A 13384-nucleotide genomic window follows, 5' to 3' on the forward strand; every position below is an offset into this window, starting at 1 on the left:
CCTTCGTACGGCGCTGTCACGTTGGCGGGGTGTTCGCGTAGCATGCTGCGATGACGAAGACGAAATCGATTTATCACGGCCACCGGTTCCCGGCGACGGTCGTCAGCCATGCGGTGCGGTGGTACTTCCGGTTCCAACTCGGCCTGCGCGACATCGAAGAGTTGCTGTTCGAGCGCGGCGTGACGGTCAGCTACGAGACGATTCGCCGCTGGTGCGATAAGTTCGGCGCGAGCTTTGCCCATCGGGTGAAAGCGGCGCGCCGCAAGCCAGATAGCACCTGGCACCTCGACGAGATGTTCGTCACCCTGCGTGGCGAACCGTACCTGCTGTGAGGTGCAGTCGACGGGCACGGAGTCGAACTCGACCTCCTGCTTCAAAAGCGCCGTGACAGGCCCGCCGCCAAACGTTTCTTCAAGCATGTGCTGCGCTCCACCGGGTGCCACGCAAGATCGTCACTGATCAATTGCGCAGCTATCCAGCGGCGAAGGCCAACATCCCGGCGCTCCCAGCGCAGACCGTTCACAACCTTCAGGATCGCTGAATAACACCGGTTACTGCCCAATCGGCCGCTGCACGCTCAACCGGTTCGTCACCGACGTCACGCCCGCGACACCCTTGGCGATCTGCACGACCGTGTCGATCTGCGATGCGTCAGTCACCGTGCCGTTCAGCGTAATTGCGCCACTCCTCGCGGTGACGCTGATGTCGCCCGCGTTGATCTCCTTGTGCCCCGCGAGCGCCGCGTACACCTTGCGCCGCAGCGCGCGGTTCGCCTTGCGCTGCGTCTTTGCGCTTGTTGCACCGGATGCGGCGACCATCGTGCCGTCTGTCGCGCTCGCGGGCGCGGCCACCGTCTCGCTGGCCTCTGCCCACGCGGCGACCGATACCGCCGCGACCACGGCGCCAAGCGTCACGCGAATGCCACTGGTCATTTTCATCGTCGTTATTCTCCCTTTCACTCTCGTTTCGTCAAATCGTCAGAAGCTGTGGCGGATGCCGAGCGACACCGCCGTGGTGGAGACACCCGGTGCAACGGGTGCACCATAAGTAATCCCCTGGTTCATCGTTCCGTGGTTTGCAACATAGCCTACCTGCGCGTAGAGCATGGTGCGCTTCGATAAGTTGTACTCGCCGCCAAGCGCGTATTCCATCGAATGATTCGCCGAGTCGTTGCGATCCCTCAGATAATAGAAGCCCGAGGTCAGCCTGAAGAACGGATTGAACTGATAGCCGAGCCCGCCTGAAATGAGTTCGAAGTCGGCCGAGTTCGTGTTCGACGGATTCTTGCCGATACCATAGCCGGCCGAAACGGACAGGCCGTGAAACGTGTACTTCGCGCCGAAGTAGTAGAAACGGTTGTTGTTGAGGCCGGTGGGTGTGGCGGCGGCCAGGTTGGTGTCGTGCGCGTTGTAGTACACCGCGGCCAGGTTCAGACCGTAGTTCGAGTACCTGAGCACGGCGGATTCGCGCGTGCCACCCTGAAACTGCCCCGCTACACCGCCCGGCGCGTACTCCAGCGCGAGCCATGTACCGTAGAACTTCGGCGATTGATAGACGATCGCATTGCTGTCGTACAGGGCACCGATCGGCACGTTGGTGTTGGTCCCCGACCAGCCCGCCGCCTGGTTCATGCCGAGCCACGCCCCGAGGACGCTGCCGAAGTACTGGGCGGAGCGAACATCGGTATCGGCCAGCGCATAGATCATCGGCGCGTACTGCCGCCCGAAGTCGATCGCGCCGAACGGTCCCGACAGACCGACCGTCGACTGCATGTTGAAGATGGCGGAGGCCCCTGTCGTGTCTGCAAGACCGAACTTGCCGGTTCCGCTGTTGAATACGCCTTGCAGCCGGAAATTGACCTTGTAGCCGCCACCGATATCTTCGGTCCCTCTGATGCCCCAGAAGCTGGCATAGATGCCGGCGTCCTTCAAGGCATAGACGTGGCCCAGATTCTTCGCATTCGCCGCGTACGAGGCGGCCGACGTGCTCTGATAGAGCAGACCCGTATCGATGGCGCCGTACAGCGTCACCGACGATTGCGCATGCGCTGTACCCGCCATGACCGCAAGGACGGCCAGGGTACTCGACTTCAGCTTCATTGTGTCTCCTCCGATCTCCGGTTACAGCCGGTTCTGACCAGCCCGTTTTTTTCCCGCATGCCGAGGTGATACCAGATCTTTTCTATTTGCCTGGTTGTACTGTCTATTTCCCACCGGCACGTCGTTCCTTCAGATACGACTGGCCGCTCAGGCGCCCCGGCGTCAACCGGCCGGGCGCGCAACGTCGCGTGAATAGAGCCGCCTGCCCGCGACGAACAGGAGGGTCGAGACAACGGTCGCCAACGGAATCAGTTCGAGTGCCGCGTGCAGGCCCATGCGGTCCGCGAGCATGCCAATGATGACGGGACCCGCCGCGAGGCCGAGCAGGTTGTTGGCCAGCGCCCAGATCGCCATCGCCGTGCCATGGATCCGCGATGGCGTGAGTTCGGCCACGAGCGCCCCGGTTGGACCGCACACGCCTGATTCGACCAGCATGCCGACGCCGATCAGCGTCAGTTGCAGGTTCCCCGGCGGCAACTGGAATGCCACAGCGAACGCGGCACCGGAAATCACGCAGTACACAATGGCCATCATCCACTTGCGGGCCGGGTGGTGACGGCTGATGCGGTCAGTCAGCATGCCGCACACGACGAGGCCCACGCCCGACGTCAGCACGAAGATGGCGGCCACCACGCTCGCGCGGTCGAGCGGCATGTCATAGGCGCGCAGCAGGTAACTCGGCAGCCAGACGAACAACGCGCCTGGCAGAATCAGCTGCACGCCGCAGCCCAGATACGCGAACACGATGGATTTCGAGGCGAACAGCGCGCGCGCCAACTCGCGCGGCGCGAAGGGTGGCCGCGTGCCTGTGGCTCGCGAGCCGGTCATGTGGCCGGGCGCAATGCGCTGCTCGGTCACTACAACCCGGTAAATCAGCGCAAGCACGAAACCGAACACGGCCATCGTGACGAACGACCAGCGCCAGCCGAGATGCGCGGCCACGATGCCGCTCAGCGCCATGCCGAGCATCGAGCCGAACGAGCCTCCCGCGAGGAACGAGCCCGACAGTGTCGCTCGCAGATGGGCCGGGAACACGCTGAGCACGACGGCCAGACCGACGCTGCCGTAGGCAGCCTCACCGACGCCGATGAACAGGCGCGCCGCGAACATCTGACCATAGTTTGCCGAAACCGCGCAGCCCAGCGTGGCGAGGCTCCACAGCATCGCCATGAAGAACAGGCTCCTCACGCGTCCCCAGCGGTCGGCCAGGATCGAAAGCGGGAATGCCAGCAACCCCACCATCAGCGAGACGATGCTGCTGAGCGAGCCTAGCTGCGTGTCGGTGAGCGACCAGTGCGCCTTGAGCAACGGGAACACGGCGTTGAGCACCTGCCGCGACATATAGTCCGCGAGCAGGAGTCCGAAGGTCAGCGCAAACACACACCAGGCGTAAGCCCTGGATACAGTCGGCGTTTGCGCGTAGCGCTCGCCCATGGCGGCCGTCGCTTGCATTCCCACATTCGTCTCCTTGATTGTTCCTTTGAACAGCAAGCGCCGGGTTTCCGCCGTTTCGCCTAGTCGCATTCGTCCCCGGCCGTGCGTAGCGGACCAGGCACCGACCGGGCGCAACTCAGGCGCGCTTCGGCACAGTGCCCTCTCCTGCCGCCGTTCGCCACGCCAGCGACTCGATCAGCCCGACGGCGGCCGGCCATTCGCCGAAGCCGCTAGCCGGATTGAGATGGCCCACGTTGCCGAAGTCCACCAGTTCGCTGTGCCAGCCGCGCGCGAGCTCGATCACGCGCTCGTAACGGGCAAGCGGATCGTTGCGGCTCGCCGCGACGATCGAGGCAAACGGCAACGGCTCGCGCGGCACCGGCAACCAGCCGGTGGCGTCGAGCGTGTCGAGGTCCGGGTAACCTTCGGGCATCGGCGTTTCGAAGTCCGGCGGCGCGGCCAGCAGCGCACCCACGATCGCGCGCGGATGACGCCGGGCCCAGTGCGCCACCATGATGCAGCCAGCGCTGTGGGCGACGACGATCACGGGCGCGCCGGCATCCACCACGGCTTTTTCGATCGCCTCCACGCGCGACGCGCAATCGAGCTCGTCGCGCCCCATCGGCGGCACCGCGGCGACAGGCCGGTTCTGCGCACGCAGATGCGCTTCGAGCAGCGTCTGCCAGTGCTGTTCGACGTGATCGCGCAAGCCCGGAACGATCACGACGGTTGGCGTGTTGCCAGTCCGGTTCGTAGTCTCTCTCAAGTCAGTACTCCTGTTCATGCCGCCGGCCTCACGAGGGTGAAGCGCGCGCCGCCTCAGATCGTAAAAATGGACGAACCCGTCGTTCTGCGTGCCTCGAGGTCCCGATGCGCCTGCACGGCGTCTTCGAGCGCGTAGCGCTGGTTGATCTCAATCCTGATGCGCCCCGCGGCAACGAGGCCGAATATCTCATCGGCGAGTTCGGCTTTCTCACGCGGATCCGCAATATAGTCGGCGAGCGCCGGGCGCGTGACGAAGACCGAGCCTTTGCGGGCGAGGAGCTGCGGCTCGAACGCGGGAGCCGCGCCGGAGGCCGTGCCGAAGCAGACGAGCAGACCGCGGCGCTTGAGCGAATCGAGCGAGGCCATGAACGTGTTCTTGCCCACGCTGTCGTAGACCACGGACACACCCGCGCCACCGGTCAGCTCCCGCACGCGCCGCGCCACGTCTTCGCGCGTGTAGTCGATCACGTGATCGCAGCCGTGCTGGCTCGCGATCGCCGCTTTTTCCTCGCTCGACACGGTGCCGATCACCGTGAGTCCGAGCAGCTTCGCCCACTGGCAGAGAATCAGGCCGACGCCGCCCGCCGCGGCGTGCACGAGTATCGTTTCGCCGGCATGCAGCGGCCAGATCCGCCGCATCAGATAGGCCGACGTGAGGCCGCGCATCGTCATGGCCGCCGCCGTCTCGCACGCGATGCGTTCCGGCAGCCGGATCAGCGGGGCCGCGGAAATCAGCCGCTCGGTGCTGTACGCGCCTAGCGTGTTCACGAAGCCCGTGTAGGTCACGCGGTCGCCAGGCGTCACATGGGTCACGCCTGCGCCGACTTCCTCCACCACGCCCGCGGCTTCCACGCCCATGCCCGCTGGCAGTGGAACCGGATAGAGGCCGGTGCGGAAGTAAGTGTCGGCAAAGTTGAGGCCCACCGCCTCGTGGCGCAGCCGCGCTTCGCCGGGCCGGGGCGCGCCGACTTCCACCTCTTCCCAGCGCATAACTTCCGGCGCACCGGTTTCGTGCATCCTGATTGCGTGTGCCATTCGGCGTCTCCTGAATTCCGGCCCGATTTCGGGCCTGTTCGTGCGTGTCTGTTATGTCGTTCTTCCGGCCATGCGCTAACGCCCTCGCAGCCGCGCGTGCGCCTCAGAACGGCCGGTCGCCGATGATGCCGGCGCGTTCCATCTTGCGCGGCTCGGGCCAATAGTCATGCACGGCGTAGTGCTGCGTGGCGCGATTGTCCCAGATGGCCACGCTGTTCGGCTTCCAGCGAAAACGCACCTGGAATTCAGGGATATAGGCCTGGCTGAGCAGATAGTTGAGCAGATGGCTCGCGCCGGGCGTCTTGTCCTGCCCATAGCGCACGTTTTCGGGCGTGTGGAAGTTGGCGAAGTGCGTCGTGAAGCCGTTCACGTACAGCACCTTTTCGCCGGTCTCGGGGTGCGTGCGCACCACCGGATGTTCGACCATCGGGTTTTCTTCGGCGAGCTTCGCTCTGGCCTCGGGCGCCATCACCGCGCCGAACGAATGCTCGATGCTGTGTTTCGCGCGCAGCCCGTCGATGCGCTGCTTGATCTCATCGGGCAGATTGCGGTAGGCCGCGCCCATGTCGACCCAGATGGTGTCGCCACCGACTTCCGGACACTCGATACAGCGCAGCACCGCGCCCATCGACGGGCAAGGCCGCCAGGAACCGTCGGTGTGGTAGCTGTTTTCATAGCTTTCCTTCTTGTCGCTGCGATAGATCTGCACGAGCCCCGGATGATCCGGATCGCTGCCGGCGACAGGATGGTCTTCCAGCTCGCCGAAGCGCCGCGCGAACGCGACGTGCTCCGCCCGCGTGATGTTCTGGTCCCGCAGAAACAGCACCTTGTGCTTGAGCAGAAGTGCCTTGATTTCGGCGAACAGCGCGTCGTCGCGCGCCGCATCGCCCAGATGGACACCGGAGATTTCGGCGCCGATATTGCTGGTCAGTCGTTCGATTCGCATGGACATATTCCGGTGAACAGGGGTCTCGCACGGAGGACGGCACAGATGAGCGCGTAGGCCATCCACCCGCTTCGTTCGTTGCGTCCCTTTTGCAAATTCCGCTGGTGACGCACCGCCATGGAAATGCATTGTGGGAACTGCGCCGCCAACCCGCTTGACGCTGCGCGACACGATCTGACAACGCGCGACACGCATTACGTTCATGGTTATTCCTGACAGACGCCGCACCGCACAAACGTTACGCTTTACCACCATCGTTCGCGTGTAAAGCCATGCCTCTCCTGGTTCGAGCCGCCTCCCTGAGCAAGTTTTCGGAGATCGCCCGAAGCGTGGGCATCGATCCGGTTCGCACGTTGCGCGACGCGGGGCTCGATCCGTCCTGCCTCGCGACTCCCGATCTGCGCATTCCCGAATCGGACCTCGCGCGGGTCATCGAAAGATCGGCACACGAGGCCGGTTGCGACTCGCTCGGCTTGCGCGTCGGTGAAGCATGGCGGCTCTCCGATTTCGGGCCGCTGAGTCTCTATCTGCAGCACCAGCCGACGCTGCGCCAGGTGCTGGCGCAGATCGAAAGTTATCGTCATCTGCTGAGCGATTCGGTGGTCATTCAGGTCGAGGAAACCATCGACGTTGCAGTCGTGCACGTCGGGCTCGTGACCGGGCGGCCCGATCCCGGACCGGAAATGGTGGAACTGGCGGTCGGCGTGGTGTTCAGTCTCATGCGCTCGATACTCGGTCCGCAATACATGCCTCGCAGCGTGCACTTTTCGCATGCTGCGCCCGCGAGCCTCGCGGTGCATCGCCGCTTCTTCGGACGAAACGTCGTGTTCGACAGTGAGTTCGACAGCATCGTGCTGCCCCGGCAGGATCTCGACCGCGCTAACCCGCTGGCCGACGTGCATCTCGCGCGCCACGCGAAGGCGCTGCTCGACCTGCAGCCGCGCTACAACACGGAATCGCTCGCCGACAATGTGCGCCGCACCATCCACGTCCTGCTGCCGCGCGGGCAAGGCGCGATCGACCCCGTGAGCTTCCAGTTGGGCCGCACGCCCCGTACGCTGCAGCGCCAGCTCGAACAGTCCGGACAGCGATTCTCGGCGCTCCTGAACGAAGTGCGTGTCTCACTCGCGGTGCGATACCTGGCCCAGCCGCGTCATTCAATGTCCGATATCGGCAACCTGCTGGGCTTTTCCGAACTCAGTGCGTTCTCGCGCTGGTTCAGCGCCGAATTCGGCAAACCGCCGAGCCTGTGGCGCAACGAGCACCTGGAGCAAGCCCTAGTCTGCGCGGATCAGCGCGGACAATGAGGTAGCGCCGCCAAGCCCGCCAGCGGATCAGATAACCCCCTTCTCTTTCAACTCGGCCAACTCCCGCTCCGAAATCCCAAGCCCGACATGCAGAACGTCGTGGGTGCCTTCGCCGAGTTGCGGGGGCGGCCGGCGCACCGGCAGGCGCTCTCCGTCGAAGCGCCACGGCGGCGCGAGCACGGGCGTCGTGCCGCTTGCCGTGTGCGGATGCGCCTGCTCCGTCACGAGGCCCGCATCCTTCGCGCGTTTCGACAACAGCGCGTCGCGCAGCCCCGCCACTTCGCCGCACGGAATGCCGGCGCCAACGAGCCGTTCGAGCAGCAGCGCGCGAGGCTGCCTGGCCAATTCCCGCGTGAGTTCGGGCAGCAGCATCTCGCGGTTTTGCGAGCGCAGGATGTTGGTCCTGAAACGCGCATCGTCGGCAAGATCGGGGCGTTCGATCACTTCGCGGCAGAAGCGTTCGAACTGGCTGTTGTTGCCCACGGTGATGACGAGCGGACCATCCGCCGCGTCGAACACGCCGTAAGGCACGATCGACGGATGCGCATTGCCGTAGCGCGGCGGGTCCTCGCCCATCACGAGCGCCTCGAGCCCATAGTAGGCCGTAATCATGAGCCCGCAATCGAACAGCGCCATTTCGATGTGGCGCCCGCGCCCGCTGCGTTCGCGCTCGAACAGCGCCGCGAGCATCGCTTGCGCCGAATACATCCCCGTGAACAGGTCGACAGCCGCGACACCGAACTTCAGCGGCGGCTGGTCCGCTTCGCCGTTCAGCGCCATGAGGCCCGCTTCGCCCTGCACGACGAGGTCATAGCCGGGCCGCGCGGCCTCGGGGCCGGTACGGTCGTAGCCGGAAATCGAACAATAGATGAGGCCTGGGTTCTCCACGCTCAACTGCTCATAACCGAGCCCGAGCTTCTCCGCGCCGCCGAACTTGAAGTTCTGGATCACGACGTCGCACGTCTTCGCGAGATCACGGGCGATTCGCTGGCCTTCGGGCGTCTGCAGGTCGAGCGTGATCGAGCGCTTGTTGCGGTTCACGCTGTTGAAGTACGCGGTCTCGGTCCGGCCGATGCGCAGGCCCCAGTCGCGTGTATCGTCGCCGCGCTGCGGATGCTCGACCTTGATGACCTCCGCGCCCAGGTCGCCGAGCACCATGGCGCTCCACGGCCCGGCCAGAATCCGCGAGAGATCGAGTACGCGCACGCCTGCAAGCGGCAGGCTTCTGTTGTCGGTATGCATCAGCAAACCCTTCTGGTTCCTGGTGGATGGGAGTGGGCCGAAGGGTTCGCTCAGGCCGTCTTGCGCAGGAACCCCTGATTACCGCCGTTGCGGTTAGGCGCAAAACCGTTCGCGTGCAGCGACTCCTCCACCGTGTCGTAGAAGACGCCGATCTTCGAGATCTCGCGCGCCTCCTGCGCCGTGGCGATCTCGCGGCCGAACTCGCGCGAGATGCGCACGAGCTGCTCGATCTGCTTCACGCTGCTCATCTTCTCCGTGCGCGACTGGTTCCACAGGCAATCTTCGGTGCCGCAGCGCACGTGCAGGCCCATCGCGATCCCCATCATGTTGACCGGCAGGACATTGCGAACGTTGCTCTCCACTGTCACGACCGCGCCATCGGGCACGGCGCGAATGAAGTTGGCGAGACTGTAGACGCTCGGCGTATCCATGCCGCCGGCGATGGCCACCCAGTTCATGACCAATGGGCCTTTGTAGAAGCCGCGGCGCATCAGCCGCTCCACCGACTCGAAGCTGTTGAGGTTGTAGCACTGGAAGGCGCTCTGGATGCCTCTCGCCGTGAGGCGGCGCACGTGCTCCTCCACCCATCCCGGCTGCGCGGGCACGGTCATTTCCTTGTAGGCGTTGAAGATGGCCGGATTGGCGCGCGAGGTGCCCCGGAAATCGGCGTCCTCCGCCTGATCGGTCACGTTCATCTGCGAGGTATTGACCGTCACCGTGACCTGGTCAGGCGTGGGCTCGAGTTCGGCCAGCATGTGGCGCGTATCGTCCGACAGCCACTTCGCTGCCTGTCCCTCGTTCTCGGGCGCGAACGAGATCGAGCCGCCCACCTGGATGATCATCTCCGGCACCGCCTTGCGCACGCCGGCGATCAGTTCGTTGAATTTGGACAGGCGCTTGCTGCCCTTGCCGTCCAGTTCGCGCACGTGCAGGTGCAGCACCGTGGCGCCCGCGTTGTAGCAGTCCACCGCCTTCTGGATCTGCTGGTCCATGGTGACCGGAATATCCTCGGGAAAGTCGCCAGGCAACCAACCCGGCGCATAGGGCGCCGCCGTGATGATCAAGGGCTGCTGGTTCTCCGGAAAGAGATGGCCGTCGAGAAAGTTCATGCTGGATCTCCAAAGGGAAAGCGGCTGTCGGCGCTACCGGCTCGACTGCGATCAACCCATTGTCCTGTCCAGTCCGCTCCCCCGCTTGATAATCCACGACATCCATTTGCTTATTCGGGACAGACGTTGGCGGAACTCGCCTCGAAATAGTCCCGGGAGCGTACGCACACGCATGGAGAAAACCAGTGGGCGAGATCGATACTGACCGAGGTCAGCACGCTCGCCATTTCGAAACCGTCTTGCCAAAGTGTTTCCTGAACCAGAAAGCGAAAGCACTTGGACTGGAAAAACCGAGCAGATCCGCCAGCTCGGAAAGCGAACGGTCGCTATCGCGGATTTGCCGCGACGCGAGTTCGCACCGGACAGCCTGAAGCAGCGCGGAAAAGCTCGTTTCCTCGGCGGCCAGACGCCGATGCAAAGTACGACGATCCACGCCGAGGTGTCTCGCCACCTGGTCGGCCGTGCATCGGCCATTGGGCAACATCGCGACAATGACCTGACGGATGGTATGCGTGGCACTGTCATCAGCGCCTGATAACGCCTGATCCAGAAAGCGGCGGGCATAGAGCGCCATCTGGGAATCACTGGCGGGCCGACCCGCCGCCAGGTCCCTGGCGCGGCACACGATGCCATTGAAGTGAGAATTGAACTCCACCGCCGATCCAAAGAAGGCCTTGTGGCATGTCGCGCTGTCCGGTGGGCGGTGCTCGAAGCAGACGCTTCGCGGCCGCCAGCTCGGCCCGAGGAGCTCCTCGATGCTCCGGTAAAGTACGCCGACGGCCATCTCGATGGACTGTCGCACTGAATTCTTGTCGTCCACCAGAATGTTCTCGCGAATCAATACGGCGTCGCCATAGTCTTCAATGCTGGTCAGGAGTGAAGCATTGATCAGGCGGATGTAGCGGCACAAGCTCTCAAGGGCTTCTCGAGCCGTAGGCGCTTCACTCATGACAGCGCTGATCGGCCCCAGGTTGGAGAGCCGCCGGCGCATCGCCAGCCGTAAGCCGAAATCCTCCACCTTCGCCGCCGCCGCGCTGCTTTCCAGTAGCTCGCGCACCGCAGTCGTGCTGATGGGTGTATCGGGATCGACCAGATCGCGCGCACTCAACCCGACCCTGCGCAACATGCGCGCAGGATCCAGCCCGAGCTGGCGTGCGAGTTCCGTATAGCCGGTAAGGCTGGCGCTGCGAATCGTGAGCATGGATCGCTGCATGGCAGTGTCCCAATTTAGACATCCGATGTCCCGAATAATACATCGGGGTCTATCTTGCAGCGATATTCTTCCGTCAAGTCACCGCCCTCCCTTCTCTTTTTATCCAGGAGACACATCATGAACTTTCTCGACGGACATCTCTTTCCGGAGAACCAGCAGCCGCTCATCATCACGGCGGCACCCTATGCGCCGTCGTGGCTGCCGTCGGATTTCCCCGGGGAGATTCCGGTCACGATGGAAGAGCAGATCCAGAAGGCGGTGGACTGCTACAACGCGGGCGCCACGGTGCTGCATCTGCACGTGCGCGAACTGGACGGCAAGGGCAGCAAGCGTCTGTCGAAGTTCAATGAACTGATCGCGGGGGTGCGTGCGCGCGTGCCGGAGATGATCATCCAGGTGGGCGGCTCCATCAGCTTCGCGCCGGAAACCGAGGGCGCGGCAGCCAAGTGGCTGTCGGACGACACGCGCCACATGCTGGCCGAACTGGACCCCAAGCCCGACCAGGTGACGGTGACCGTCAACACTTCGCAGATGAATTTTCTCGAGCAATTCGATACGCGTGACATCAAGGGCACCTCGATGGAAGACCCGGTGGTGTTCAACGCCTACAAGGAAATGACGGTGCCCGCGCAACCCGGCTGGGTCGAGGAGCACGTGCGCCGCCTCACGGCCGCGGGCATCCAGAGCGCGTTCCAGTGCTACAACATCAACAGCTTCGAATCGGTGGAGCGGCTGATGCGCCGCGGCATCTACAAGGGCCCGCTGGTCATGAACTGGGTCGCCATCGGCGGCGGCATGGATGCGCCCAACCTCTACAACATGGCCAACTTTGTGCGCGCGGTGCCCGACGGCGCGGTGCTGACAGTGGAAAGCTCCGTGCTCAACGTGCTGCCGGTGAACATGATGGGTATCGCGATGGGCCTGCACGTGCGCACGGGTACCGAGGACAACCTGTGGAACCAGTCACGCACGGCCAAGATCGGCACGGCCGCGCAGGTCGAGCAACTGGTGCGCATCTCGCGCGAGTTCGGCCGGCCGATCGCCACGGCCAAAGAGGCACGTGAGATCAGCAAGATCGGCGTGTTCTACGACACCGTGGAAGAATCCCTCGCGGCAAACGGCTTCGCGCCCAACCGCAACGGCGGGCAACAAGGCTATCTGCGCAAGATCGCCTGACGGCGAGTAACGGACGATGCCGCCAGCGCGCACCGCGCCGGCGGCATGTCGGGAAGTCCAGTTTGAATTCCCGACCCGTGGCGCGAAGACCGCGCCACACTTCTCGCATCAGTGGCGTCCTCCCCCTCCCCATGGAAACCTGGATCCGCACCTGCCGGGTCCATGCCAGCCCTGCGCGCTTCAACTGACTGCCGGTTGCAAACGCGCGCCCGTCCCGACAGCCCGAGCGCGTGCTTGCCAGGCTGATCTCAGATGGCCGTCAAGCCGCCGTCCACCGCGAGTATCTGTCCGGTGATGAAAGCGCTCGCGTCCGACGCGAACAGCGCAGTCACGCCCTTCAGGTCTTCGGGACCGCCCACGCGGTTCATCGGCGCCATCGACGCGGTCTTGTCGTCGCCGAGGGCCGCATCGATCGGCGCGGTCATTCTGGTCGGGAAGTAGCCGGGAGCGATTGCATTGACTGTGATGCCGAGCGGCGCCCATTCCACGGCGAGGGTGCGCGTCATGTTGACCACCGCGCCCTTGCTCGCGTTGTAGGCGAGCGTCGGCATGCTCTCGGGATAGACGCCCGTCAGTCCCTGAATCGAAGCGATGTTGATCACCTTGCCGCGACGGCGCGGCACCATGCAGCGGCGGCCCACCTCCTGGGTCGCGACGAAGATGGCCGTCATGTTGAGCGTGATGACCTTCTGCCAGCCTTCCAGCGAATGCTCGATCGTCGGCGCGCCCCACGAAGTGCCCGCGTTGTTGACCAGAATATCGATCTGTCCGAGCGTGCCGATCACCTGCTCGACCATCGGCGCAATCGCGTCCAGATCGCCCATGTCGCAGACGATCGGTACCGCCTCGATGCCGAGTGCCCGCAGATGCCCAGTGGCGGCGTCGAGCTCGTTCTTCTTGCGGGCGGTGATCGCAACGCGGGCGCCCAGTTCGCCGAGCACTTCGGCCATCTGCAGACCCAGGCCGCGCGAACCTCCGGTGATGAGCGCGACGCGTCCATCGAGGTTTTGAAGTGAGGAAAGACTCATCAGGATTCCTTATCTGATTTCAGCTTCAGC

Annotated in this window: 12 protein-coding genes and 1 pseudogene; 3 read left to right on the forward strand and 10 right to left on the reverse strand. The window is 64.1% G+C overall.

What is annotated here, in order from left to right:
- Nucleotides 1–50 precede the first annotated feature (50 nt).
- Nucleotides 51–505, forward strand: a pseudogene (locus B9Z01_RS28285) (IS6 family transposase); the annotation flags it as partial.
- Nucleotides 506–551: 46 nt separating this feature from the next.
- On the opposite strand, the gene B9Z01_RS28290 reads toward B9Z01_RS28285, so the two are convergent.
- The 6 genes from B9Z01_RS28290 to B9Z01_RS28315 form a co-directional block, all read right to left on the reverse strand.
- Entirely contained in the window at nt 552–938 is a 387-nt protein-coding gene (locus tag B9Z01_RS28290; RefSeq protein ID WP_085488866.1) for a BON domain-containing protein, read from the reverse strand.
- A 39-nt stretch (nt 939–977) separates the two neighbouring features.
- A complete protein-coding gene (locus B9Z01_RS28295) occupies nt 978–2099 on the reverse strand; it encodes a porin (protein ID WP_085488867.1) in 1122 nt (373 codons plus the stop codon).
- A 162-nt stretch (nt 2100–2261) separates the two neighbouring features.
- Nucleotides 2262–3551: an MFS transporter gene (locus B9Z01_RS28300; RefSeq protein WP_085488868.1), complete on the reverse strand. Its 1290-nt coding sequence runs from the start codon at nt 3549–3551 to the stop codon at nt 2262–2264.
- A 118-nt stretch (nt 3552–3669) separates the two neighbouring features.
- Nucleotides 3670–4299 carry an RBBP9/YdeN family alpha/beta hydrolase gene (locus B9Z01_RS28305; RefSeq protein ID WP_244196176.1) on the reverse strand — a complete coding sequence of 210 codons (630 nt, stop codon included), beginning with the start codon at nt 4297–4299 and terminating at the stop codon, nt 3670–3672.
- Nucleotides 4300–4352: 53 nt separating this feature from the next.
- Nucleotides 4353–5333, reverse strand: a complete 981-nt coding sequence (locus B9Z01_RS28310; RefSeq protein WP_085488870.1) for a quinone oxidoreductase family protein — start codon at nt 5331–5333, stop codon at nt 4353–4355.
- Between the two features lie 103 nt (nt 5334–5436).
- Complete coding sequence (locus B9Z01_RS28315) at nt 5437–6279, reverse strand: TauD/TfdA dioxygenase family protein (RefSeq protein WP_085488871.1); 843 nt, start codon at nt 6277–6279, stop codon at nt 5437–5439.
- Nucleotides 6280–6551: 272 nt separating this feature from the next.
- Here B9Z01_RS28315 and B9Z01_RS28320 point away from each other — a divergent pair, with 272 nt between their 5' ends.
- Entirely contained in the window at nt 6552–7586 is a 1035-nt protein-coding gene (locus B9Z01_RS28320; RefSeq protein WP_085488872.1) for an AraC family transcriptional regulator, read from the forward strand.
- Nucleotides 7587–7613: 27 nt separating this feature from the next.
- Here the strand turns inward: B9Z01_RS28320 and B9Z01_RS28325 are convergent, their stop codons facing one another.
- From B9Z01_RS28325 to B9Z01_RS28335, 3 genes are all read right to left on the reverse strand, one after another.
- On the reverse strand, nt 7614–8828 hold the full coding sequence (locus B9Z01_RS28325) for a CaiB/BaiF CoA transferase family protein (protein ID WP_085488949.1): 1215 nt from the start codon (nt 8826–8828) through the stop codon (nt 7614–7616).
- 50 nt (nt 8829–8878) lie between these two features.
- Nucleotides 8879–9937 carry a beta-keto acid cleavage family enzyme gene (locus B9Z01_RS28330; protein WP_085488873.1) on the reverse strand — a complete coding sequence of 353 codons (1059 nt, stop codon included), beginning with the start codon at nt 9935–9937 and terminating at the stop codon, nt 8879–8881.
- Nucleotides 9938–10148: 211 nt separating this feature from the next.
- Entirely contained in the window at nt 10149–11138 is a 990-nt protein-coding gene (locus B9Z01_RS28335) for an AraC family transcriptional regulator (RefSeq protein ID WP_244196177.1), read from the reverse strand.
- Between the two features lie 129 nt (nt 11139–11267).
- Here B9Z01_RS28335 and B9Z01_RS28340 point away from each other — a divergent pair, with 129 nt between their 5' ends.
- Nucleotides 11268–12326, forward strand: a complete 1059-nt coding sequence (locus tag B9Z01_RS28340) for a beta-keto acid cleavage family enzyme (protein ID WP_085488875.1) — start codon at nt 11268–11270, stop codon at nt 12324–12326.
- A 248-nt stretch (nt 12327–12574) separates the two neighbouring features.
- Here B9Z01_RS28340 and B9Z01_RS28345 read toward each other — a convergent pair whose 3' ends face one another.
- Nucleotides 12575–13357, reverse strand: a complete 783-nt coding sequence (locus B9Z01_RS28345) for an SDR family oxidoreductase (RefSeq protein WP_208626287.1) — start codon at nt 13355–13357, stop codon at nt 12575–12577.
- Nucleotides 13358–13384: the final 27 nt, after the last annotated feature.

Source organism: Paraburkholderia susongensis, assembly GCF_900177725.1.
GTDB lineage: Bacteria > Pseudomonadota > Gammaproteobacteria > Burkholderiales > Burkholderiaceae > Paraburkholderia > Paraburkholderia susongensis.

Excerpts from the sequence above, each read along its gene's own strand:
- B9Z01_RS28315 (WP_085488871.1), bottom strand. The coding sequence starts at position 6,279 with ATGCGAATCGAACGACTGACCAGCAATATCGGCGCCGAAATCTCCGGT.
- B9Z01_RS28335 (WP_244196177.1), bottom strand. The coding sequence starts at position 11,138 with ATGCTCACGATTCGCAGCGCCAGCCTTACCGGCTATACGGAACTCGCA.
- B9Z01_RS28325 (WP_085488949.1), bottom strand. The coding sequence starts at position 8,828 with ATGCATACCGACAACAGAAGCCTGCCGCTTGCAGGCGTGCGCGTACTC.
- B9Z01_RS28290 (WP_085488866.1), bottom strand. The coding sequence starts at position 938 with ATGAAAATGACCAGTGGCATTCGCGTGACGCTTGGCGCCGTGGTCGCG.
- B9Z01_RS28340 (WP_085488875.1), top strand. The coding sequence starts at position 11,268 with ATGAACTTTCTCGACGGACATCTCTTTCCGGAGAACCAGCAGCCGCTC.
- B9Z01_RS28320 (WP_085488872.1), top strand. The coding sequence starts at position 6,552 with ATGCCTCTCCTGGTTCGAGCCGCCTCCCTGAGCAAGTTTTCGGAGATC.
- B9Z01_RS28295 (WP_085488867.1), bottom strand. The coding sequence starts at position 2,099 with ATGAAGCTGAAGTCGAGTACCCTGGCCGTCCTTGCGGTCATGGCGGGT.
- B9Z01_RS28310 (WP_085488870.1), bottom strand. The coding sequence starts at position 5,333 with ATGGCACACGCAATCAGGATGCACGAAACCGGTGCGCCGGAAGTTATG.
- B9Z01_RS28330 (WP_085488873.1), bottom strand. The coding sequence starts at position 9,937 with ATGAACTTTCTCGACGGCCATCTCTTTCCGGAGAACCAGCAGCCCTTG.
- B9Z01_RS28300 (WP_085488868.1), bottom strand. The coding sequence starts at position 3,551 with ATGCAAGCGACGGCCGCCATGGGCGAGCGCTACGCGCAAACGCCGACT.